The organism is Paenibacillus sp. AK002 (assembly GCF_053903045.1).
This window is the reverse complement of the sequence record NZ_CP096377.1, coordinates 6,701,647-6,726,051: the sequence shown is the minus strand read 5'-3', so window position 1 is coordinate 6,726,051 and position 24,405 is coordinate 6,701,647. Positions and strand designations below refer to the sequence as shown.

Annotated in this window: 20 protein-coding genes; 5 read left to right on the top strand and 15 right to left on the bottom strand. The window is 52.3% G+C overall.

All coding sequences use genetic code 11. From position 1 onward, the window contains the following. The first annotated feature begins 30 nt into the window (after positions 1–30). The gene (locus tag M1D70_RS30345; protein WP_456288716.1) at positions 31–1,383 is read left to right on the top strand and encodes an aminotransferase-like domain-containing protein; all 1,353 of its coding nucleotides are present in this window, start codon (positions 31–33) and stop codon (positions 1,381–1,383) included. Positions 1,384–1,514: 131 nt separating this feature from the next. Here the strand turns inward: M1D70_RS30345 and M1D70_RS30340 are convergent, their stop codons facing one another. From M1D70_RS30340 to M1D70_RS30320, 5 genes are all read right to left on the bottom strand, one after another. Further along, positions 1,515–2,603: a DUF418 domain-containing protein gene (locus M1D70_RS30340; RefSeq protein WP_456288715.1), complete on the bottom strand. Its 1,089-nt coding sequence runs from the start codon at positions 2,601–2,603 to the stop codon at positions 1,515–1,517. A 2-nt stretch (positions 2,604–2,605) separates the two neighbouring features. Then, a complete protein-coding gene (locus M1D70_RS30335) occupies positions 2,606–4,537 on the bottom strand; it encodes an FtsX-like permease family protein (protein WP_456288714.1) in 1,932 nt (643 codons plus the stop codon). After that, a complete protein-coding gene (locus M1D70_RS30330) occupies positions 4,512–5,282 on the bottom strand; it encodes an ABC transporter ATP-binding protein (RefSeq protein ID WP_456288713.1) in 771 nt (256 codons plus the stop codon). The genes M1D70_RS30335 and M1D70_RS30330 overlap by 26 nt, the downstream gene beginning before the upstream one ends. A gap of 527 nt (positions 5,283–5,809) precedes the next feature. Further along, the gene (locus M1D70_RS30325) at positions 5,810–6,817 is read right to left on the bottom strand and encodes a sensor histidine kinase (RefSeq protein ID WP_456288712.1); all 1,008 of its coding nucleotides are present in this window, start codon (positions 6,815–6,817) and stop codon (positions 5,810–5,812) included. Then, on the bottom strand, positions 6,814–7,515 hold the full coding sequence (locus M1D70_RS30320; RefSeq protein WP_456288711.1) for a response regulator transcription factor: 702 nt from the start codon (positions 7,513–7,515) through the stop codon (positions 6,814–6,816). Before M1D70_RS30320 ends, M1D70_RS30325 begins: the two co-directional genes overlap by 4 nt. 165 nt (positions 7,516–7,680) lie before the next feature. On the opposite strand from M1D70_RS30320, the gene M1D70_RS30315 reads away from it, so the two are divergent. Beyond that, entirely contained in the window at positions 7,681–9,096 is a 1,416-nt protein-coding gene (locus tag M1D70_RS30315; RefSeq protein WP_009592732.1) for a hypothetical protein, read from the top strand. Between the two features lie 45 nt (positions 9,097–9,141). On the opposite strand, the gene M1D70_RS30310 is transcribed toward M1D70_RS30315, so the two are convergent. The 5 genes from M1D70_RS30310 to M1D70_RS30290 form a co-directional block, all read right to left on the bottom strand. Beyond that, a complete protein-coding gene (locus tag M1D70_RS30310; RefSeq protein ID WP_456288710.1) occupies positions 9,142–10,347 on the bottom strand; it encodes a Ger(x)C family spore germination protein in 1,206 nt (401 codons plus the stop codon). Next, positions 10,344–11,453 (bottom strand): spore germination protein, encoded by a 1,110-nt coding sequence (locus M1D70_RS30305; protein WP_456288709.1) that lies wholly within the window; start codon positions 11,451–11,453, stop codon positions 10,344–10,346. Before M1D70_RS30305 ends, M1D70_RS30310 begins: the two co-directional genes overlap by 4 nt. Before the next feature lie 30 nt (positions 11,454–11,483). Then, entirely contained in the window at positions 11,484–13,151 is a 1,668-nt protein-coding gene (locus M1D70_RS30300) for a spore germination protein (RefSeq protein WP_456288708.1), read from the bottom strand. A 232-nt stretch (positions 13,152–13,383) separates the two neighbouring features. Beyond that, on the bottom strand, positions 13,384–15,576 hold the full coding sequence (locus tag M1D70_RS30295) for a GH92 family glycosyl hydrolase (protein WP_456288707.1): 2,193 nt from the start codon (positions 15,574–15,576) through the stop codon (positions 13,384–13,386). 35 nt (positions 15,577–15,611) lie between these two features. Further along, positions 15,612–16,706: a GntR family transcriptional regulator gene (locus tag M1D70_RS30290; protein WP_456288706.1), complete on the bottom strand. Its 1,095-nt coding sequence runs from the start codon at positions 16,704–16,706 to the stop codon at positions 15,612–15,614. Positions 16,707–17,199: 493 nt separating this feature from the next. Here M1D70_RS30290 and M1D70_RS30285 point away from each other — a divergent pair, with 493 nt between their 5' ends. After that, positions 17,200–17,676, top strand: coding sequence for a MarR family winged helix-turn-helix transcriptional regulator (locus M1D70_RS30285; RefSeq protein WP_456288705.1), 477 nt, complete (start codon positions 17,200–17,202; stop codon positions 17,674–17,676). Positions 17,677–17,879: 203 nt separating this feature from the next. Further along, entirely contained in the window at positions 17,880–18,410 is a 531-nt protein-coding gene (locus M1D70_RS30280; protein WP_009592733.1) for a cysteine hydrolase family protein, read from the top strand. 21 nt (positions 18,411–18,431) lie between these two features. Here M1D70_RS30280 and M1D70_RS30275 read toward each other — a convergent pair whose 3' ends face one another. Genes M1D70_RS30275 through M1D70_RS30265 form a run of 3 tightly spaced genes read right to left on the bottom strand, consistent with a single transcriptional unit; the run spans position 18,432 to position 20,918 of the window. Next, positions 18,432–19,235: an alkaline phosphatase family protein gene (locus M1D70_RS30275; protein ID WP_456288704.1), complete on the bottom strand. Its 804-nt coding sequence runs from the start codon at positions 19,233–19,235 to the stop codon at positions 18,432–18,434. A 57-nt stretch (positions 19,236–19,292) separates the two neighbouring features. Next, a complete protein-coding gene (locus M1D70_RS30270; RefSeq protein ID WP_456288703.1) occupies positions 19,293–20,144 on the bottom strand; it encodes an SMR family transporter in 852 nt (283 codons plus the stop codon). A 3-nt stretch (positions 20,145–20,147) separates the two neighbouring features. Then, entirely contained in the window at positions 20,148–20,918 is a 771-nt protein-coding gene (locus M1D70_RS30265) for a DeoR/GlpR family DNA-binding transcription regulator (RefSeq protein ID WP_456288702.1), read from the bottom strand. Positions 20,919–21,109: 191 nt separating this feature from the next. Here M1D70_RS30265 and M1D70_RS30260 point away from each other — a divergent pair, with 191 nt between their 5' ends. Further along, a complete protein-coding gene (locus M1D70_RS30260) occupies positions 21,110–22,069 on the top strand; it encodes a metallophosphoesterase family protein (protein WP_009592713.1) in 960 nt (319 codons plus the stop codon). A 90-nt stretch (positions 22,070–22,159) separates the two neighbouring features. Here M1D70_RS30260 and M1D70_RS30255 read toward each other — a convergent pair whose 3' ends face one another. Beyond that, on the bottom strand, positions 22,160–22,765 hold the full coding sequence (locus M1D70_RS30255) for a TetR/AcrR family transcriptional regulator (protein ID WP_009592706.1): 606 nt from the start codon (positions 22,763–22,765) through the stop codon (positions 22,160–22,162). A 59-nt stretch (positions 22,766–22,824) separates the two neighbouring features. Continuing rightward, complete coding sequence (locus M1D70_RS30250; RefSeq protein ID WP_009592710.1) at positions 22,825–24,306, bottom strand: FAD-dependent oxidoreductase; 1,482 nt, start codon at positions 24,304–24,306, stop codon at positions 22,825–22,827. Between the last annotated feature and the right edge of the window lie 99 nt (positions 24,307–24,405).

Here is a 24,405-nt window from a genome sequence, read left to right as displayed (position 1 = left end):
CAACTGTATCAATACAGGGGGATAAGCGGGATGGACACGAAGCACGAACAAATTGTTGCCCATATGATCCGTGAAGTGGAGAGGGGGCATATCCGATCAGGTCATAAGCTGCCATCGGTCAGAGCCTTGGCCAAAATGTTCTCCTGCAGTCCCAATACGGTCGTTCGTGCGTATCAGACCTTGGAGCGCGATGATGTCATCTACCCGGTGCCCAAGAGCGGTTACTATCTCGTGGAGGGGAAGGGCCCCGCCTCTGCGCGGACGGAAAGCGAGCCGATTGATTTCGCCTCAACGACGCCCCGGGGCGATTTTTTGCCGTTTCAGGAGATGGAGCACTGCCTGCGTAAGGCGATTTCCTTATACAAGGAGGAGCTGTTCGGTTACACCGATCCACAGGGGATCTTTTCGTTAAGGAACGAGCTGAGCAGGTATTTCCACGCACAGCAAATGTTTGCTAAACCTGATCAAATCGCTGTGGTGACCGGGGCTCAGCAGGCCTTCTCGATCCTGACGCGCATGCCTTTCCCGGGTGAGGGACGGGTGGTCCTGGTGGAGCAGCCGACGTATTTCGGTTTCTTGGCGGCGGCGCGCGTTGCAGGCTGCCCGGTGATCGGCATCCATCGGGATGAGCATGGCATCGACCTGGAGGTGCTGGAGTCTTATTTTCGCAGCGGACAGATTAAGCTGTTCTACACGGTGCCGCGATTCCTCAACCCGTTAGGCACCTCGTATTCGCTGGAGCAGAAGAGGCGTATCGCGGATCTCGCCCGGCAGTATGATGTCTATATCGTGGAGGACGATTATCTGGCGGACCTGGAGGTGGATTCGAAGGCGGACCCGTTGTACGCACTGGCTCAGTCGGACCATGTCATCTATGTCAAAAGCTTCTCGAAGACGATCCTGCCAGGCATTCGAATGGGCGCCGTCCTTCTTCCGGATCGGCTGTTGGATCCATTTATTAGGCATAAAAACGCCGCGGACATATCGTCGCCGATCCTCTCCCAAGGCGCGCTTGAACTTTATATCAAGAGCGGCATGTACAAGCGCCATGCAGCCCGCATCCGGGAGCATTACCGGGAGAAGATGCGCTATGCCATCGAGGTATGTGCCCGTGTCTTCGGCAGCGGCATTCACTATACGTGCCCCTCCTCCGGCGTGTTCATCACCATCCGGCTGCCCCAGTATGTAAAGGCATCCGCACTTCAGGATCGCTTGCTGCAGAGAGGTATCTCGGTTACGAACGTGGATCAACATCTGCTGCCTGAGAATCAGCGCAATGACCGGATTCGGTTATGTATCATCGGGGTGGAGAAACCCCGGATCGAGGCGGGTATGATTGTGATCGAGGAGGAAATACGGCGTTTAGAGCGGCGGATGAGGTAGGAGGAATGGCGGATCGAGCTGGGCAGCAGCGTGGGGAGAATACTTGGAGAACCTGCAGCACGGCGGCTTCCGAAATTAAGGATTAACATCGATTCCGACATCGGGCAAAGACAAACCAACAAACAGGGGACCTAAAGGTCTCCTGTTTGTTTGCGAATCGGCACGAGGGTCCAATAGGTGCCGCATCGCCACAACCATTCCAAAGGGCCGTATTGGAACCAACGCATCCACAGATGGCTGGTTATGATCTGGAAGAACACAATTCCCAGGGAAACGAACGTGGACACGACATAAGTCGTCGGTGTGGTGTTCAGCATGAAGCGCTGAATGCCTACCAGAATGACGGTTTGCCCAATGTAGTTGGTAAGCGCCATGCGTCCGTATGCCTGTAACGGATGCAGCATCTTCGCACCTACGCGGGTACGCCCGAGCATTAAGAGAGAGCTTAGATAAAATACGGATACGAGAGGGCCTGTCGCCACCCCGATATGTGCCAGAGTGAAGGCGGCTTCCATGGTTGGTGACGGCGACTCGCCTGCTACCTCGAACAGAAACGATGGCATCGGCTCGGAAGGCGCTACCCGCCACATGACGCCGATGGCCAAAATCGTTCCTAACAGAGACGGTATCCAAATCATGCGCAACGAGCGTAAGCTTAATCCCTTGTTGATCGCATCTATTAATCGATATTGGCCTGCAGCTAGACCAAACACGATCAGGAAAGGGATGGTGAGGAGTTTGACGCCCATAACGGCCGCCAGAACAAACCCCGCCGATCCGATGAGAAGGTTAACCCTCCGCGGAGCCCAGTAGAGAGGAACCGCAAGCAGGCCAACAACCGCATAATAGAATAATGCTTCACCCGATTGATACTGCTGATGGATGAGGCCGATCAGCACCAGAATCGCTAACCGGCGAATATACAGCCGAAGTCTTGGCTTTCCACCCGTTGCAGCGCTTCGTGATAGAAACATGTAGAATCCAAGTCCGAACAGGAACGTGAAGATGGTATAAAATCGGGCTTCCACAAAAAAGTTAAGTCCTCGCTGGAGCCAATAATCAGCTGCCGTTTCGGGTGCGTGGATGAGCCAGAGTCCCAACACGTTGACAAACGGCAGTCCAAGGAGGGCAAACCCCCTGAATTGGTCCAAAAAGTGCAAGCGTGTCTTTTCAAGCGCAGGGCGATGCCGAGTCGCGGCGTCGTGTTGTCCTGCATGCATGATCACACCATCATCCTGTTCACGGATTTAATATAACGGGCTCTGGCGATCAGGAAATATATCATTTGGGCGGCTAAGAATGCCGATGAGGCTGCCATTACAGGTCCGTTTACATTCGGCACATCCAGGTAGCCTAGAATCGGGTCGAGCACGACCAATGACTGCAGGGCTGCAACCAGGATGGGAATAAAGAACAGCACGGCAATCTGAATGGTTGCGGAGATGTTCATCTCGCGCACGCTGAGTCCGATCTTGGACAGGGAACGGTACATCGCCTGATCGGCCGAAAGCTCCGTATGCAGTTTGAAATACAGGAAGCTTGCGGTTGAGATCGAGAAGATCAGTGCGACAAACACCCCGATAAAGCTGAATAACGAAAATCCCTGTTTATTGACGTAATAGTTCTCCGCCCTGGATTCTATATAACCTTCTCTGATTGCACTTCCGTTCCACTCCGACAGCTCAAGGCCGAGCTTGGTTTCGGGATCATCCTTCTCGGGGAGTCCTTGGAAATCGGGAAGAATAAACGGATACGTATGACTCACACTGATTTCATTTTCTTTGTTCCCGCCCCTCAGCTCTTCAAACATGGTGTCCGTAACGACCAGCAATCTGCCGCTATATACCAAAGCCGCAATCCGGTCTGTGCGATTCTCCAAGATGAAGGAGTAGGGCTGGCCGGATAGTTCGATATCTGCTTCGGTTTGCTTCCCTTTACTCTTCTTCGCTGCATTCGGGGTTTCCGCCAATAAGGCTTCATTCTTGCCGAGTGTCCCGGCCGGCTCAGTATTCAACATAGCAGCCAAACGGTCGTATTGGGATTGCGGCATGATGTGTAAGGAGTCCTCCCCATTCGCTGACAAGCGATAGTAGATGGTTCCGACCTCCGCCCGTTTATACTCCAGCCCTTCTGTCTGCAGACGATTTTCAATCAGGGCCAATTCTTCCTGCACCTTAGTCTCGTCGTCATTGTTATAGTAGCTGTAGCTAAGCGCGTACGGGTTATCCAAATATACCGATTTGATCGATTTCTGCATGGCCAGTACGAAACCGGTGCTCATGGAAGCCAGTGCTACCACAACCGTGACCAGAAACAGCATGCGGGCATTATCCTTAATCTTGTAACTCATCTCGGAAATCCACAGCAGGTTTGTTCCTTTCCAGGTGGTCCTGCGACTTCGCTGCAGCATGCGGACAATCCACACGGATAGCTGGGAGTAGAAGAAATACGTGCCCATAATTCCGGTTGCCGCAGCAATTATCAATCCCGCAGGGTCTAACGCTTTAACACGAAGGACGGTAAAGCCGATGGTAAGCAGCACCACGCCTAAGAGGGCCAGGAACAGATTGGCTTTCGGTTCGGTTTTCGGCTTGCTGGTGCCTTTGAGAAGCTCCAGAACTTGATTCTTCCGGATAAATAATAAGGTAAAAAGCGAAATGACGAGAAACAGCGCAGCGAACGCACCTGCGGTCAGCAGCATCGCTTTGACGGGCCAATAGAACGGCAGCTCGTCCATATCGATCACCTTGGTGCTGATGAGCAGGAACACCTTGGATAACAGCATTCCGCTGGCGATGCCCGTTACGATGGCAATGGCGCCAATCAGAATGTTCTCCAGGAAAATCAGCCAATTGATCTGCTTGGCTTCCGCTCCCAGAATCGTCAGAATGCCGAATTCCCGATTTCTCGACTTCAGGAATACGCTGATCGAATACAGCACGAACAAGAAGGCAAACACATAGACGATCACCGTGGCAATTGTCATTCCCGTACGCGTCATCGCGCCCATGGGCGAATTCTCGATGGCCGGATGGTAGATGAATACCGCGTACGTAAAGAAAATCATGACCATGAATGAGCTGCTCAGCAGGTAAGCGAAGTATTGGCGAGCATTCCGCCGGACGTTATTAAACGCGAATTGAGGAAAGCTCACTTGTATTCCCTCCCCAGAACGATAGCGTATCGATGATTTTTTGAAAAAAGGCCTGCCGGTTCTCTCCGCGGTGAATCTCGGCGGCAAGCTTGCCGTCTTTAATAAAAACGATGCGGTTGCAATAGCTTGCGGCCAGGGGATCATGCGTAACCAGCATTAAAGTGGTACGATCCCGCTCATTGATCTCGGAGAGCGACTCCATCACGATCCGAGAGGAGTTGGAATCGAGCGCTCCCGTAGGCTCATCCGCAAGCAGCAACAGGGGCGAGCCGATGATCGCCCGGGCAATCGCGGTGCGCTGCCTTTGTCCCCCCGAAATTTCGTACACGCGTTTATTCAGAATTTCGCGAATGCCAAGCGGCGAAGCGGTTTGCTGCAGCAGCGATTCCATGTCCTTGAGCGGACGGCGGTCCAGCGTAAGCGGGAGCACGATATTCTCGGCAACCGTTAGCGTGTCGAGCAGATTGAAATCCTGGAATACAAAGCCGAGCTGCCTCCGGCGGAAGTGGGCGAGCTCGCTTTTTTTCATTTGGTAAGGATTGCTGCCCCCGATCTTGACCTCGCCCGAGCTTGGACGGTCGATAGTGGATACCATGTTCAGCAGGGTGGTTTTGCCGCTGCCGGACGGCCCCATGATGCCGACGAATTCTCCTTCTTTGATCGTGAGATGAATATCGGTAAGAGCTTGTGTCGCCACTTTGCCCGCATATACTTTGTTTAAAGCCTTTACTTCAAGAATATCCATAAATCCATAGGCTCCTTTCTATAACCTTGTTATTGTGCGAGTTAAAAAGTCGGATTTTCAGCACCGAGAAGGTTGGGATGAAACTAGGGAGTGAGGAGCGGAGCGTACGTTTTGGGTACTTGAGCACCTGAAATGTTTCCGCAGGAAACATACCTCGGAAGCATCTGCTTAGGCCCGGCTGAATTCAAGATTCGATGCCGAGTTACTTCTTGACTCCCTTCGTGTTAGATATAGAATTTATTCGTTATCAGCAGAGCTGATGAAATTCTATATCGCAAGAAAACCTACCTTTGAATCGCGGTCGCTCATCCTTGATTGGCCTCGATTGGTTTTCTTATCCAAAGGCGAATTTTTTGAACAACCTCTCAGTGTAGCCTAACTCTATCGCATACCGACATGCTCCTGCTATGGATTTAGGTGAAACGGAGCTTACATTTGCCATAAGGTTATGTTCGTATATTCTGTTCGTATCCTGAGATGCCGGCATGAAGTTTAAGCTTAACCGCCCCATGGTAAATAAGGCACACCTACGAATAAGATGTGCCTTGGATTGCTGCAGTACGCAGCGTTAAGGTAACGGTCGTTCCCTCACCGAGCGTGGATTCCAGTTCGACGGAATGGTCAAGCTTATGGGCGATTTCACGGACTAGATACAGGCCCATGCCGGTGGATTCATGATATTGCCGGCCGCGCTCGCCGGTGAAGTAAGGATGGAATACCCGGTTGATGTCCTCCGGTGCAATGCCGATCCCCTCATCGCGGATACGAAGCTTGATGTGTTTCCCTGCTTCTTCTGCAGTGAATTGAATCTTCTTGCCGGGGCTGCCGGAGTAGTTCACGGCGTTTGTCAGAATTTGACCCAGCATAAATCGAAACCATTTGGCATCCGTGTAGACGGAGATCCGATCATCGATGTGAAACACCGGTGTAATCCCTTTGCGAATGAACAGCTTTCGGCTCTCCACGACGGATTCGCTGACCGCGGCACGGAGTCCGACGGCTTCTACCGCAAAGTCCTGCTCGAACCGGTCCAGGCGTGCGGTATACAGCACCATTTCGAGACCTTTGCGTATTCGTTCAAGCTCTTCCCGTATATGTTCGGCGGGTGCTTCTTCGACTTCATCGAGCGTTAATTGAATCACCGACAGCGGGGTCTTCATCTGATGAACCCAGCGGTTGACGAAGGCCAGATGCTGGTCGGTTCCGCTTTGATGCCGATGCAGCTGTTCCCGGTATAAGCGTTCATAATGGCTGATCCGCTCGTGGATCGCTTCCGGCAGCGGCGCATCGCCCAGAGGAGGATTGGAGAACTCCTCCGAAAGTTCCTGGCTGGAAAGCTCTTGGTACATCGTGCGATGAGAGAGATACCGGTACACCAGATAGGCCAGCAGCACGACGCTGCTCAACAGTACCCCGTATAGCACGACAGTAAAGGGTCTGCCTTCACCGGCAAGCCAGTATAGCAGGGGGACAAGCAGCATTTGAACGGCAAAAAACAGCATGAGCGGGAGGTGCTCCCTCAAAAAAAGTTTCATAGGGTCTCCTTGCCTGTCATGAACCGGTAGCCTGCTCCCCGGACGGTTTCGATGAGATCCCCGGCTCCGAGTTCACGAAGCTTGCGGCGAACCCTCGTTATATAAACATTCAACGTATTGTCGTCAATGAAGTGCTGATCTTCCCACATGAGGTCTAGGAGCCGTTCGCGGCTGACTACGCGGCCAGATTTTTCCATGAGCATCGTCAGCAGGGCAGCTTCCTTCTGGGTTAACTCGGCCGATCGGTCTCCATAGGTCACGAGGAGTCGCTCGGGATACAGGAGGAGACCGGCGCTTTCAACGATAGGCTCCTCCTCCTGGCCGGAGGCATAGGCGCCGACCGCGCGGCGCAGGTGGCTGCGGACTTTGGCCAGGACAAGCTCCATGTCAAACGGCTTCGTAATATAATCATCGGCCCCGTTTTCGAGCGCCATGATCTGGTCCATGCCGCTATCGCGTGCCGAGATGAAGATGATCGGGCAGTGGGATTGGGTGCGGATTTGCCGGCACCAGTAGAATCCGTCGTATTTCGGCAGATTGACGTCCAGCAGAACCAGATCCGGCATCGTCTCCGCAAAAATGTCCATCACGCGGTTGAAATCTTCGATGATCCGTACGTTGAAATCATATTTGGAGATCGCCGACCTTAGTTTATCCGCGATTCGTTCATCGTCTTCCACAATCAGAATGGTATACATGTCTTCAACTCCTTTAACGCAAAGCAGGGGCTTGCATTCACTATACCACACCCTTCCCGGAGATCCGTAAGCGTATGATAAGTACGGGTCATGAACCCTCGCCCAGGCCCATGCATAAGATGTAGTCACACAAAACCTGCTGCCTGGGAAAGGGCGTGGCTTCATATGGGAATTCATTTAACCGCGATTCACTGGGTTTACCTGGCGTTTATCGTATTGATCATGACGCTGTTGATCCGGCGGCGCGATACGACGCTGGTTTGCATCACCGGTATATTTGCGCTTGGCATTCTGGCAACGGAGACGCTGAGCGGATCCGTCTCCGGTGTGTTTAACTCGTTCATCTTTGCGACCAAAGAGCTGATGGGCACGATCATGATTATTTCCATTATCGTGGCGATGAGCCGGGTCTTGATCAAGACGGGGATCAACGAGACGATGGTGGCCCCGTTAACCCGTTTTCTCCGTACTCCGGCTATGGCTTACTGGGGCATCGGCATCATCATGATGGTCACCTCTTTTTTCTTCTGGCCGTCACCGGCGGTGGCGTTAATCGGGGCGGTCCTGCTTCCCGTTGCCATCCGGGTCGGCTTGCCTGCCCTGGGAGCGGCCGTGGCGATGAATCTGTTCGGGCACGGCATCGCGCTATCGGGCGATTATATCATCCAAGGCGCGCCTAAATTGACTGCCGATGCAGCCGGATTGCCTGTATCCAGCGTCATGGCCGCGAGTGTGCCGCTCGTGATCGTGATGGGACTGGTAACGACCGTGGCGGCATTTTGGATGATGAAGAGAGATCAGCGTAATGGCAGCTGGAGGGATGGATTGGTCTCCATCAAAAGCACGGGGGACGCGCTGACCACGCGTACCGATGAGGATGATACCGTTGCCGCCATTTCGCCCGGCATGAAAAAATGGCTGGCCATTGCGATCCTGCTCCTGTTCGCGGCAGACGTCGCGGCCATGTTCATCTTGAAGCTGCAAGGCGGAGATGCGACGGCCCTGGTAGGCGGAACAGCCGTCCTGATCCTCGGCGTCATTGCGCTGGTCGCTCATCGCAACCGTGGTTTGGAGAAGGTCACCTCGTATTTGATCGAGGGCTTCATGTTCGGATTTAAGGTGTTCGGCCCCGTCATCCCCATTGCGGCTTTCTTTTATCTAGGGGATGCTGCGTTCAGCGAGCTGTTCGGTAAGGTGCTTCCGGACGCATCCCATGGGATCGTGAACGACCTGGGGGTTGCCCTTGCGAATGCGGTACCGCTGAATGGCGCGGTAGGTTCGGTGACGCTGACGATCACCGGTGCCATTACGGGTCTGGACGGTTCGGGCTTTTCCGGCATATCGCTCGCCGGCTCAATCGCGCAGCTGTTTGCTACGGCCATCGGTTCAGGGGCTGCTACCCTGACGGCGCTCGGCCAGGTTGCCGCCATCTGGGTAGGCGGCGGCACGCTCATTCCTTGGGCGTTGATCCCGGCTGCAGCCATCTGCGGAGTCAGCCCGTTTGAGCTGGCAAGACGGAATCTGAAGCCGGTGCTGCTGGGTCTTGCCGTTACCACAGTCGTTGCGATGTTTCTGGTGTAAATGCAAGCAGACATAGAGAGCGCTGACCCTATCGTCAGCGCTCGTTTAATCCGTTGAGGAACCGAAGTCCGTGATCTTCATGTCGACTTCATACGTAATGGGGATATGGCTAAAGGTTTCGTCCCAATCCTTTTCTACTTTTTTCCATAGTTTCGGATATTTGATTCGGATCTGATCGCCAAAGCCCCCTACGTCTACATGATAGACATGCTGCATTTTATCCAGAACCTGTTGGATTTGTTTACGGGCCTCTTCTTCAAATGCCTGCTGCATTTCCTTGATGTACTTCCCGGATGAGGGCTTCTCCGGAAAACTCCAATCCTCGATTAACCTGCCTTCTGAACGAATTTTGATATGAAATGATATTTCGTCTCCCTGAACCTTGGGAATAATGGTGCTGTGGGAATTTTTGGGCTCATAAATAACGGTATGTCCTGTCTTATGAGCGTACGTTTTCAGTGCCCCTCCCTTCACGTCCTCCATGATCCAGGATAAGCCTTCCAGATCATACTGGCTTAGTTCCCCGATGAATTTTTTGGTATTGCCTTTGAATATGGCAGCACCCGAGAATTTATGCTCGCTTTCGGCGGTAACGACATTTTGCAGCAGGAAGCTTTCTCCCGATTGCATGGTGCTATCCAGCTTTATGAGTGACATCGGGGGAAGGATTTTGTTGGAACGATAGCGGTTATCCACAAGACCCATCAAGTAGAAAGCTGGGATCTCCCCGGGTTCGGTGGAGCTCAACGCTTCAAGTGCACTCCGGTGGCTCACCACTACCAGGCAGCTGGGGCGAATATCATTATCCCGGAGAATAAAATCAAGGATCTGTTCCAGGCTGTACCGTTTGGCGAGTTCGCTTGACACGACGATGACCTTCAGATGGTGGCCGATCAGCGGACGGTCTCGTCGCAACGAAAATTGGCGGAAGATCTGAATGAGGGAATCCCCCGTTAATTGTTCATTCAGATAAGCCTTGCTTGGCAATGACGAGCTGGATCCGCCTTGTTTCTCACTCTTTCCCGTAATCGGGGGTACGATCTGGACCGTCGCCGTCAGCACTTTCCTTTTGGGGTAGGTCGCTCCTTGTTTGTTGATCTCCCGTTCGAATCGGGATTCATTCGCTGCATCCAGTCCTAAGCCTACATAGACGCTGACATCCTCGATCTCGTTGCTGCTCCAACAGCCGGTTGTCAGCAGCATCAGGATGCTGGCCGTTACTACCGACACATGTCGGGAATATTTGTTCATTTCGGCTTCCCCCCTTTCTTGCGGACCTTGCTGATCAATAATAGGATGAGTGGCAGTCCTCCGAATAAATAAATCGACATATAACCTACGGTATCTCCCAGCTTGAACGTCTCCGACACATCTTTCGGGATCATGGCGAGCAGGAAGATGACCGGCAGCATGATGAAGAGGAAGGGGCGTATATTCTTCTTCATCAGCTGGGAGAGGCCTAACGATGCCGCGTAATGCGCGACCGTAAAGGTCGAGAATATTTGCATGATCCAGATGACAAGCAGCAGGGATTCAAAGCGCTCGAATATCAAGCCCTGCATCTCGAAACTCCGCATTAAATCAAGCGTGGGCCAGGTTCTCTTCTGTACGCCATGAATGGAGAGCCCGCCAATGACCATGATGACGGTGATCAAATAAATCAACATGGGAACCGTAATGCCGACGATCATAGCTTTGGTGCCTTTCTTGGGCGACTTCATGAATGCCATGGCAACAAACATGATCTCGTAACCGGTGAACGATAACAGCGAGGGTTTGATCCCTTGCAGCACGGGCATGATGCCCGAGCCAAGCACTGGCCTTAAATTTTTAATGTCGAATATGCTGCTGCTCAGCAGAATTGCAATGATGAAGAACAACAGCGTAATGGGCAAAATGATCTCGTACAATCTGGCGATGCAGTTGATTCCCCCTGTGGTCAAATACAGACCGATCCACATAAACGTCATCACGATGATCCATACGGGCGTGCCCTCAAGCAGGTATAGCCCCGTAACCTCCGCCATCACCCGGATTTCAAAAGCAGAAATGGTAATGAGATACGCAATGACCAGCAAGCTCAACAGGAAGGCCACCCATTTACCGGTGATTTCGGGCACGAATTGAAAAAAGGTTTTTCCCTGAAATCTGCGGGCTAGCCTCACGACGATGAATCCGACCAGCATGATGATCATGCCGGAGATCAGAATGGATATCCATACATCCGGGGTTTTGGCAGCCTCTACCGTCGTTCTCGGGAGCGTGAGAATACCGGCGCCCAGCATGTAGTTAATGATCATGACGGCAGCCTGGGAAGTGGTAATTTGGTCTTTGGTCTGTAAACGGGAGCTGCTCATGGTCCTCACCTCATTTCGTGCTTGGAATGATTAGTTTCGGCGATCGGGATCCTGCGGTTTTAACAGCTGGGGACGTTTCTTCATCACCTTCAAGGGGAAGCGGATGAGGAAATCTTTCAAGTCGTTGATGCCGTACGGTACCATGGGGCTTACGTAAGGCACGCCAAAGCTCTTCAATCTGACCAGATGACAGCACAGAAGAAGGAAGAACATCACGACGCCGAACAACCCGAGCACGGCCGCAAAGAACATCGCGGTAAATCGGAGGACGCGCAGTGTAATGCCGGCGCTGTAGACCGGGATCGTGAAGGAAGAGATTGCGGTTACGGCCACGACAATAACGAGAAACGGACTGACAATTCCGGCATTTACGGCAGCATCGCCAATAATCAGACCGCCTACGATGCCCATCGCAGGTCCAATGGGTTTCGGCAGCCGGATCCCGGCCTCGCGCAAAATTTCAATGGCGATCTCCATGATGAGCGCTTCGATGATCGAGGGAAAGGGCACGCCCTGCCTCGTCTCGATAATGGTCAACGCCAGCTTGGTAGGTATCAGCCCGGGATGAAACGAAATAAACGAGATGTACAGTGCGGGTGCCAGCAGCGCCAGAAGGGCGGAGAGAAAGCGCAGTAAGCGGACAAAGGATCCCGATATCCATCTCTCGTAATAGTCTTCAGGAGATTGGAGCAGCATGCTGAACGTGACCGGCACGATTAACGCGTAGGGCGTGCCGTCAAGCAGGATGGCTACCCGCCCCTCCAGTAAAGCGCCGATGACCCTGTCCGGTCTCTCGGTATTTTGGATTTGCTGAAAAGGGCTCATGACGTTTTCTTCAATCAATTGCTCGATGTATCCCGATTCAAGCGGGTCGTCGATTTCGATTTTCCGGATGCGCGTAACGACTTCATCCACCAGCTTGGGGTCGGCGATATCCTTCATGTAGGCGACGACCAGATCTTTTTTTACCCGGTTTCCGACCTCGAATCGGGTGAGCTGAAGACTTTCATTTTTTCCATGAAGCCTTAGCAAGCCTGTATTGTCTGATAGTCTCTCGGTAAATCCGACACGGGGACCCCGAAGAAGGGCTTCCGATAGAGGTTCTTCTATGTTTCTACTTTTTCCCTTGGCCGACCCCACCAAAAAGGCTCCTTGCATCCCATCGACCAATAAACAGGGCGTGCCTGCAAGAACGGCTTGTACGAGATCCAATAATTGTTGGACATGCTTGATCTCGCATACAGGCAGCATTTGGCTGCTGATGTAGGCTTTGATGGCATCGCTCGAACGATTGAAGTTGTCGTGCTCCGTTTCCGGAACTCCCTCCAGCATGAGGGGTCTTATCAGATGGGTGTCGATGAGGTCGCTATCCAGCAATCCGTCCACATATACGACGACCGCCCGCGTTCGCGTGCCCCGTATCGTAAATTCCCTGAATTCCACGTCCGCATTGCCGCCGATCGCTTGGCGAACCGACGTGATGTCCGTATCGTAAAGTCCCGTTAGGGGAGCGTCCGGCGAAACGCTATCCTCCCTCATGGGTGAAGAGGGGATGTTAGGCTTTAAGGAAAAGCTTGAATTGATAGACTTGTGAAACCATTTGGCGAACATCAGCATCACGACGGGGACAAAGCAGAGCAGAAAGGCTTGGAAAAAAATCGTCCACTTCGGAATATAAGACACAATGACGGACCACAACGATAATCACCCCGCAGTTTCTTAGCAATTGGCTCATAGTACGAATCATGTGTATTGTTACCCGAGGCGATCTTGAAAATTCCTGTTATTTCAATATCAGAGAAGGGAGACCATTCGGCTGAAGACCCCGATTATGTCACGATGACGGAACAGCCGGAGACGCAAAAAAAGGGCATCCCCCAGGCCGCTGACCTGATGGGATGCCCTTATGATACGAGTTAAGCTTAAGCTCTTACTTCTTCGATATCGAGAACGGCAGTTCCTCCGCACTGTAATGACGGTAGCTTGGAGCCAATCCAAGACGGAAATCGAGGGTTTTGCCTGCCAGAATATCCTCATGCGTAATGTACAGTTTAGTGTAATCCTGTCCTTCCAATTGCACGTTCGCCACGAAATTGGACTGCGGATTGTTGTTATCGGTATGAATCAACATCTGTTTGCCGTTAGGCAGCTCAATGCTCACGCTGTCGAACAGCGGGATCCCGAGCACATATTCATTGCTGCCCGGACATACCGGATAGAAGCCCATGGAGCTGAACACATACCAGCCGGACATGCTGCCGTTATCCTCGTCGCCAGGGAAACCATCAAAGCCGCTGTTGAACAGGTTCGACATCAGCTGTTTGAGGATCACCTGGGATGATGCAGGCTGCCCTACATAGTTGAACAGATAAGGAATATGGAAGCTCGGCTGGTTGGAAATCGCCAGCTGGCCATAATCGATGGCGGCCATCTCGCTCATCTCATGAATTTCAAAGCCGTAGCCCCGGACGTCGAAGTCTGGCGCTTTGTTGCACAATTCGGTAATTTTGTCGAAAAAGCGTTCTTTCGAACCATACGCTTCGATCAATCCCTGGAAATCCTGGAATACGGCAAAGCTGGTTTGCCAAGCGCTTCCCTCGGCATAATCGAGTCCCCAGCTCGTGTCGTTGAAATTCGGACGGAACTGGCCGTTCTGATCCTTGGCCCGCATGAAGCCGGTCTCCGCATCAAAAATATTCTGATAGTTGAGCGCGCTTTGTCTGTACTGCGCGGCTATGTCCGACCGGCCCAACACATCCGCCACGCGGCTGATGCAGTAGTCGCTGTATGCGTAATCCAGCGTATGGTTTACGCTCTCATGATAGCTGCTCGGAACGTAACCGTACTTGATGTAGTCCAGCGTTCCTTGACGTCCATAGCAATTCTGTCCGCTCTGCGTGGTGGCTGCGGTCAGCATGGCCTCCAGCAGTTCCGGCAGCAGGTGCTGGGCGAGTCCCTTAGCCGCCGCATCCGCGATGACCGCGTCAATAAGCGTGCCCGGCATCAGTCCGCGCTCATCCGGGGACAGCCATTTTGGTAGGAAGCCGGTCTCGCGGTAAGAATTCAGGAAACCTTCCAGCATCTCCTCATATTCCTTCGGCGCGATGATGGAATAGAGCGGATATACGGTTTTGTAAGTATCCCAGAAGCCGTTATTGGTATAGAGCACGCCCTTCTTGACGGATCGGGCCGTTGTGTCGTAATGAACCGGCTCCATATTGGCATCGAGCTCATAGAATTTTTGCGGGAACAAGAACATGCGGTAAAGGCAGGTATAAAAAGTGCGCATATATTCCTCGTTCGAGTGAGAGACCCGGATTTTGTTCAGGTAATGATTCCAGGCTTCCGCCGCCAATTCTTTCTGTTCGTCCAAGGTTGTGTCGAGCTCGCGCGTCAGATTAAGCTCCGCTTGCTCCTGGCTGATGAAAGAGGTCGCCAGCTTAACATCCAGGGTGCCCTTTTCACAGTCCTTGAAGCGAATGACGACATGCTGGTCCGCATTGACGAAAGCGATCTCCGGGAAGAACTGGCCTTCGGCGTCGTAGTAACCGGTCGCAGAGAGATCCATGTCCTTGCTGAAGCTCATGGCCACGTACATGCGGAATCCTTTATCGTGACAGTCTGCGAAGTTGCTGACATAACCGGTAATTTTGCGCTGGGCAGCATCCACCCGGAACTCGCTTTGGTTATGGACGTTTAGCACGAGGCCAGCCTGCTGCCCGGAATTATATTTGATGCGTAGCGACGCGCCATAGCAGCTCGGTACCAGCTCCGTGGTGATGTTGTAGCGCTGCTGCTTCACTTTGAGATAATAAGGCTTGAATATCGCTTCCTCCGGTCGATAGGAGCTTTGGCAGGTGAAGACGGAGCCCCTGATTTTGTCGTCTGCGATCGGAGTCATCAGGAAGTGGGCGAAGTCGCCCATCCACGGACTCGGCTGGTGCGTCAGGCGAATGCCTTGGAAGATGCGGTCATTGGGGTTGAAGAACCAGCTTCCTTCGTTTTTGGTCTGCACGACATAGTGGTTCATACCGAACGGCACACCCGTGTAAGGGAGTGCATTCCCGTTGGAAAAGGTATATTGATTGTTGGTGCCCTGTCTGGTATCGACATAGTTCAGCATGTAAAAGTCTCCTTTGTTATTGAGGAATAGGCGGATTATAACTTCTTCACGGTCTGGCGTTCCATGAGCCGAACGGGAATCACCACATTCTCAAGAGGGTGTTCCAGAGGGTGCTCTATGAGGGATATGAGGTTCCGTGCAGCCTGATATCCCATCTGTCCAAAGTCCTGCGATATGGTGGTCAGCTTGGGTTCAACGAAGCTCGCGAGATGAATGTCGTCAAAACCGACCACGGAGAAATCGTCCGGAACGGACAAGCCCAACTCCTTGGCGATTTGAATGATCTCGATCGCAATGAGGTCATTCTCTGCCACAATCCCCGTGATTCCTTGGTTCACGACGGACTGAATAAACTGAATATAGTATTCTCTGCCGTTGTCGTGGTCATGGGTTAAGTAACGGTCGGTCAAGTCATTGACGCTGTAATCGATCAGGCTGTAATCATACAGAGCCTTCAAGTAACCGAAATACCGCTCCCGGATGGAAGAGGAATTCTCTACCTTCAAGGAGGAGATAAAGGCGATTTTTTTGTGATTGTTCTCGATCAGATGTTTGGAGGCTTGGTATCCGCCGCCAAAGTTATCGGAGACGACCGAGAGGAAGGGGATGCCTTCAATGCACTTGTCCATCGTCACAAGCGGGTACTTTGCCAGGTGATATTGATACAGAATGCCAAGATCCGAGATGCTGCTTATCGGGTAGAGGATCAATCCCGAATGGGCGCTTTGAAACGCAGACTCCAACAGCTTGCGCTGCCCGACAATCGTATTGGACTGAATGTTCAAGCTATAGTCGGTCGTTGCGAGATATTCGTTGATGCCTTTCTCGTAATCGCCGAGTCCCGGATTATGGGCGAACGGGAGAATCAGCAGAATCTCTTTGCCTGTCTTGCTCAATGGACGGTGATCAGCCTTAGCGTCGCTCACGAAGCTCCCCTTGCCCTGGATCCGGTAAATCAGCTTGGCATTCTCCAGCTCGTTCAGCGCTCTCTTCGATGTAATCCGGCTGACCTTATATTCCTTCGAAATCTCGGCTTCGGTCGGAAGCTGGTCTCCAGCCTGAAGCTCCCCGGATTCAATCTTGGCTGTTAGAGCGTTGACGATGTGTTGATATAGTGGAATTTGTTCCATATGAGATCACCTCGCTAAATTTGATATATCATTTTGCAGGGAGAATGTCAAAGTTTAAAGATGTATTTGAATAAGAAGATACGGTTGTTATGGTTTGAGTATGGGAAAACGCTCGAGTAAAAAACTCAGTATGTATTAGGTTTTTTTACATAATCACGTTTATTATAGTGATAGTCCCCCTGGTCATACTTCGGAATGAAACGTCCGCCGAGCCGCTAAATAGAGATGATAAGCACTGAAATATCGATTAAATGGTATGTCTTTTGACCAATAGTCAGGAGTATTTGATATATCAAATATGAAGTTATGTGTATTCAGCGGGTTGGACCTGCATCCGGTACATTTATTATTCCCGTAATCATGCTGACCCTTGGCATATCGCATCTTGGCAGCCTTGATGCTGGCTGGTATCAGCTTTATGTACATGATTTGACAGCTTATCATTTGAGTGATAAATTGACTGTGATTACGATAGAGGAGGTCAATGGGATCTATGAAGCAATTGGGATTTCATCAGGAGAACCGGTTAGCCATGCTGTCATGGATTCGGATCACCCGATTTCAGCAGATCGGCAATCACATCTCGAATGAGTTTTTGCAGCCTTTCTGCATTACCGTTGCCCAATTCGACGTGCTGATCCAGGTCATGGCCCACCAACCTCTATCTCAGCAGGAGCTGGCCGAATATCTGTCCATCAGCGGCGGCGGCGTTTCCCACATGGTGAAGCGGCTGGAGAAGCTGGGCCTGATTGTCCGCAAGCAGGATTGGAAGGTGAAGTACATCTCGCTAACCGAGAAGGGACAAGCCTTGCTGGAAGAAATTATCCCGCTGCTGTCGGATTTTCAAACCTCCATGTTTGATGTTTTGGATGATCAAGAACTACAGCAGCTTTACAAGACCATGAGAAAGCTCCATCAGTATAACTTAAAGAAGTCGGCAAACCCTCGGATTAGCGTCAAAGAAGAGTAGCGGAGAGGAACCATCACTGCTCTTATAGCGACCCGGAGGGGCGATCAGCCATGATAAGGAGTCCCCTTAAAAGCGGATTCCTTTTTTTGCGTGGAAGGGTACTCCTTCCTTAAGAATGAGACACAAATTTTGATATACAAGTTAGGAACAAACGTTCTATAATGGGAAGGGATGATTATGATCTGTACGGGAGGTTGTTATAGTTGAAGAAGAGCGCGCTGTTGGTCATTGATGTGCAGAATGAGATGTTTCAAGTAAATGATCCGGTGTACGAAGGAGATCGATTGCTCCACAATCTCAAGCAGCTGATCGCAAAAGCCAGAAGCGGCGGCATTCCTGTTATTTACATCCAGCATAATGACGAAGGGTTGATGGCAGGTTCGGAGGCGTGGAAGATTAATCCGGAGATCACGCCTGCGATGTCGGATACCGTCATTCAGAAGACAAGACCGGATTCCTTTTACCATACGACGCTTGAGGAGGAATTGAAGAGGCAGGGCATCGAGCATGTAATCCTTGCGGGCATGCAGAGCGAATTATGCGTGGATACCACCTGCCGGAGAGCATCCAGTTTGGGTTATGATGTCACGCTGGTGTCCGATGCCCACAGCACCTGGAACAATTCGGCGTTAACGGCGCAGCAGATCATCGATCACGTGAATGCAACGCTAAGATGGTTTGCGGACATCAAGACAACGGGAGAAGTCCTTTGTACAGAAGAAGCCGGCGCGTAAACGCCGGCTTTTTATTTGGAGTTAGAGTATGCCTTCAGGCACTTTTCCCTCCCAGCAAGGCTGAGCGGGCAGTCCCAGTACTTGACCGATGACGGCGGCCGTGTCCATGATGCTGATCGGTGCTTCGATAAGGCCGGGCTTTACGCCTGGGCCCGTAATTCCCCAAGTAATGGTCATATCCATGGGGTGATCGCTTCCGTGATCGTTAGGATGTGCGCCTCCTCCGCCGTGATCCGTGACCGTAAGGATCCAGGTGTCTTCCAGCAGCCGCTGACCATCGAGTGCTTTGACTATCATGCCTACGTACTGATCGGTTACGGCAATTTGCTCCAGCTGCTGATCCGTACCGAATCCGTGCTTGTGGCCGGCGCCGTCGGGGTGATCCAGCTGAATGAACATCAGCTTGAAATCGGGCTGTTGATGAATATAATCGACGATGGCCTCCGCCAGCTCGGGGTCCGGTTTGGATTCCATATGAACGTTAATCGTATTCTCAATGATTCCCGTGTTGATCGGTGCCCAGCAGCTGAATGCAGACAAGGGGGCATCCGGCCATTGCCGGCGAGCCAGCTTGAACAGCGAGGCATAGGGGAAGTCCTCCGGAATACTGCCGTGAATCGCCCGGTCATTATCAAGACCATGTCGATCCGGTTTTACGCCGTATAACAACGAGCCCCAACATTCGGCACTAATGCTCGGATATACGGTCTGTGCATCGTAAGAGTATGCTCCTGCCTTCAGCAGAGCGTGAATATTCGGAGCATCCGCGTTTTGAATGAACCCCCCTGCTCCATCAATTCCAAGAATAACGACACGGTTAGCCATCGATAGATCCTCCTCGGTATGAACATTTTGATCTTCGTGAATTCATGCAGACGATTCCTACCCCCATAGGGCAATCGTGATGATGCCTATCGTGATAAGCGCCGACATGACGATTCGCCGCCAGCCTTGCTGTTCGCGCAGCACGATGATGCCCAGAACGGTGCCGAACACCGTGCTGATTTCACGGACCGGCGCAATGTGCGCAAGCGGGGTGAGCCGCATGGCAAACAGGAACAGCAAATATGAACCCGGTGCCAGGATGGAGCCCAGCAGAATCGTGCGCCAGTTCACCGACCATTCCCGTTTCAGCTGCCTGGACAGCGCCACGGGAACGACCAGGGCGATGAAGTAACTGATGTTGGATAACTGGATCAGCGAGACGGGGGAGACCCCTGCATCCAGAATGGCTTTGTCGGTCAGGGTATACCCGGAAATGCAAAGCCCGACCAGACAAGCATATAGCAAGGCTTTGGGGTTTACGCTGGATTGGCCCCTGAGCCTCAAACCCGATAAAGCAAACAGCGAAAAAATGATAAGACTCAGCCCCATATAGCCTGCCGTGCTTAATTGTTCATGAAACAACACGAGGCTGCACAGCGAAGTCAACATGGCGCCAAGCCCCCGCATGAACGGATACACTTGAGACATGTCGCCATGGGTATAGGCTTTGGAGAGCAGCGTGATATAGCAGCCTTGAATGGTCATGGACAGCAGCATAAGACCGTAAACGGGCAGTTCCAGCCGCAGCCCCGACATCTCCACGATAAAATAAGGCATCAGAAAGACTAACGTGACGGAGTGGATGCACCACAGAAATACCGATTTATGAATGCTTCGCTTCGTAAACAGATTCCAAAGGGCATGGGTCAGTCCGGAAGACAGCACCAGCAGCAGTGACAGCAGCTCCATCAGCTATTGCCCTATGAGCACTTCGATGCCGCGAGCGGACAGATTATCCATCCATTCCCGTGAACATCCTTGATCCGTGATGACCATGGAGATATCATCCAGCTTGGCGAGCTTCGAGAACGTGGTTACCCCAAGCTTCGTATGGTCCGCGAGAACGATGCCTTCCTCCGCACGCGCAAGCATTTTTCGCGAGATGTAGGCTTCGTCCAGATCATAATCGGTAATGCCATCGGTTAACGAGATCCCGCCAACCGAGATAAACGCTTTATTTACCTTGAACTGCTCCAGCAGCATTTCGGTAAGAGGACCGGTTGACGCTTGCTTGTTCCGGTCCATATCTCCGCCGATAAAAATAATCCTCCCCTGAAACATCTCCATCGCGAGGTTCAATATAGGCAGCGAATGGGTGATGACCGTGACATGAGGCCGGTCCTTAAGATAGCGCATGACCTCAATCGTGGTCGTCCCGTTATCAAGCAGAACGGTTTCGCCATCCTTGACAAGGGAGGCGGCGAGTTTGCCGATCGCGGCTTTTTCTTCCGCGCATGTCTGGGAACGACTGGTAAAGGACGGCTCGATATGCCCGGAACGCGATTTGACGGCGCCGCCGTAAACCTTGCGCAGCTGGCCTTCTTTCTCTAACCGGTCCAAATCCCTCCGGATCGTTTCGGCGGATACCTCCAGCTGTTCTGCCAAGGCGTGGACCTTCACCTTGCCTTCAAGCTCTAATTGATTCAAAATCTTCCCTCTGCGCTCCTCATAGGTTACGGACATAAATGCATTCGCCTCCATGTGATATATGACTGATGATGACCGAAGTTGTGGATTCGATCTTATATTAGGATGGATAATTGACGATGTCAACAAAAATCATTGACTTCTGGGCATTTCCTCCTCTAATATACACATAAAACCACAACAACCAACATGAAAACCACATGTCCAAGTAAAGGAGGCAATGTGCGATGAAGCCGATTCTTCGATTCGGAGACGATCATACCTTCAAGATCGTGCAGTTTACAGATATTCATTGGAAGAATGGGGAGCCGGAGGATCTGATGAGCCGGCGCTGCATGGAGACGGTGCTCGACCTGGAGCAGCCCGATCTGGTGGTGTTTACGGGCGATCTTATTTATTCCGGCGAAGCCGACACCGGTTATAGAAAGTGCCAGGATCCGGGGCAGGCCTTCAAGGATGCCGTGTCTGCGGTGGAGTCCCGCGGAATCCGCTGGGCCTTCGTATTCGGGAATCACGATACGGAGGGCGAGATCACGCGCGAAGAGCTGATGGATGTCGCCATGCAGCACGCTTATAACTGCGCAGAGCACGGCTCGCCGGATATTCATGGCGTAGGAAATTATACGCTGCCTTTATACGGCAGCAACGGAGAAGAGACGGCGGCCGTTTTGTACTTCTTCGACTCAGGGAGAGAGTCCGAACACCCTGCCGTTCCGGGGTACGATTGGATCCGGCGCGACCAGATCCGGTGGTATGAAATGGCGTCCCGGGCATACAGCGTCAAGCATCAGGGGAACCCGCTGCCGTCATTGGCTTTTTTTCATATCCCGCTGCCGGAGTATCGCGAGGTGTGGGAGCGGAAGACGTGTTATGGCAGCAAGTTTGAGAGGGTGTGTTGTCCGGAGGTGAATACCGGGCTGTTCGCGGCGATGCTCGAGCGAGGGGATGTGATGGGAACGTTCGCAGGACATGATCACATCAATGATTATTGGGGTGAACTGCACGGCATCCGCCTCTGCTACGGCAGAGCGACCGGGTATGGCACATATGGCCGTGAAGGCATGCTCCGGGGGGCAAGGGTCATTCGCCTGCATGAAGGAGAGCGGCAGTTCGACACTTGGATCACGCTGAGCGACGGCTCGCAGATCCGGGAGCAGGAGAAGCATGAACCCGGGACGTCTGACTGATACACAACACGCATAGCAGTAACAAACACACCTCTTATGAACATGGCGGTTATGAACCCGACCATTTCATGAGAGGTGTGTCTGTTTGCGTTATTTTCCCTGTCCGTTCGTAAGCATGCGCAGCAGCAGCTCCGCTCTGGGAGGCGCATAGCTCGGATCCTCCTGGGACTTCAGCGTCATTAATCCCGACAGCACGGATAAATAACAGGCCGCCAGTTCTCTCAGATCGCCAGCCGCGATCTCTCCTGCCTGCTGTCCGGCTTCGAACAGCGGCATGAGCTGATCCACGAAGGCATGGATGGAATAGCTCTCGATTATCTGTTTGGCCTCTTCCGGCACGCCATCCGAGGTGCGTGCTTGCTGAATCAGCATGAAGTGCGAATTATCGTCCTCTTGAAGAATCATGGAGGTCAGCAATGTGATTTTCTCAAGAGGGGTACCGGGCACGTCATAGATGTCGGAGAGCGCGTGCCGTGCCTCATCCATTGACCACTGTACGAGCGTAATGAACAACTCGTCTTTGGATTTGAAGTAATGATAAAGCAGGCCGTGACTGACTCCGGCTTCGGCGGCGATCATGCTCATTTTGGTTCCGAAAATACCTCTTTTTGAGAATACTTTGATGGCTGCTCGCATGATTTGTTCTTTTCGTTCGTCGCGTATTTGATGCAGTTGTTCTTCATTTAACGGGGCCATTTCTTGTCAATCCCTCACCATGGTATTCTCTTGCTGATATCCACAATAACGCATTTGGATTATTCGGGCAATCCCATGGTTAAGGGCAGGAATTCCGTATTGAAAGCGGGGATGATCTGTTCCAATAGCTCCTCCAGCGGCACACCGGCCTCTTCCAGCACTTGATGGAGCCAAGCGTTACCCTGTCCGGAACAATCCGCATTCACGATGGCGGCGATGCTTTTAGCATTAAACAGATCATTAGGCGAAGCGAGCAGGCCGGTGACCATCATGTACTGCTCAAATACGGCCATGTCGTGATGGCTGTAAGCCAGTTCCTGGCATATGTCGAACAGCCTCTGGGCAAAAGAAAACCCTTGGGCGGACAAGCGTCCTTCGTATTTCACGCCTGCCCATCTTAGATCAGCTGCTGCACTAAGCCACCATGCAGGTTCTATGGCGGATTGAATCTCCTGAAGTGCCGAACGCTCGAATCCCTGTTCAAGCTGGACTCCTTCCTGCTTAGACTGCAAGCAGCGGTCCAGCGTATCTGCCTGGATGGCCGCCACCGTCATGCCTTGGCCGAATATCGGATCGAAGCTGCAGAAGGCATCGCCAAGCACTAGAAGACCGGAGGGCCAGTCCTCCATCTCCTCGAAGTGCTGTCTCACGCACTCTTCGATCCGGTAGCCCCGCGGACTCGAGACAGGCTCCAACTGCTCAAGCAAGTTTCCGATGGCGGGTCCGAATAGATCTTGGGCTTCCTGATTGTACAGATCGCTTTCGGTTGTCGGATAAGATGCCCCTCCCGCTCGATACAGCACGATTTCCGCAAGCTGATTCTCGATCGGATTGAAGACGGCCGTGCCGATGCCGAGGGCGGGGTCTCCTTCGTTCACAATGGTGCTCCACGCCGCATGGATTTCCTTAGGCACCTTATAATGCCGCGTGCTGTAGCCAAGAGAGATGTGCAGCCGTTCAGCCTCCGGTATCGCATAACCGAGGTCCTGCAGCCAATCAGCCAGCTTGGACCCGCGACCGCTTGTATCCACGACGATATCCGCATTCATATGAAGGAGCGCCGTCTCTTTAGCGCTTCTGTCCCGGAACACAACGCCGGTAACGGCCTTCTTGCCGGCGTCAAACAGCAATTGTTGCGCTGTCAGTTTCGGTAAGAGAGTAACGTTTGGCAGCGTAGCCACTCTGCTGCGAAGGGTCCACTCCAGCAGGGATCGGCTGCATCCCGCATTGGGCTCATCAGGCAGTTCCAGCGTGCCGAAACGGTTGGTCATTTTAACGGACTTTTGCGCTCGGGGGTGAGCACCCTGCTGAAGCAGTTCCTCGGTTATGCCGGGGAACCAGCGTTCAACGATCATTTTGCCGCGTTCAAGAAAACGGTGGGGATGATAAGCCTGCGGCGTCCCGGCTCGATTCTCAGGACCTGCGGGAAATTCATCCCGATCGGCGATGACCACCTCCTCATAATGCCTCGATAACACGTTGGCGGTGAATAGTCCGGCTATGCCTCCACCAAGAATCAGCGCTTTTCCTTTGGAATTCATTTGATTACCTCCAATGTAGATTGATTTAGTCAGTCAATAATAAACGAAAAAAATACCATCTGATTTTCTGACTTGGACGAAGGTGACGGACTGATCGGG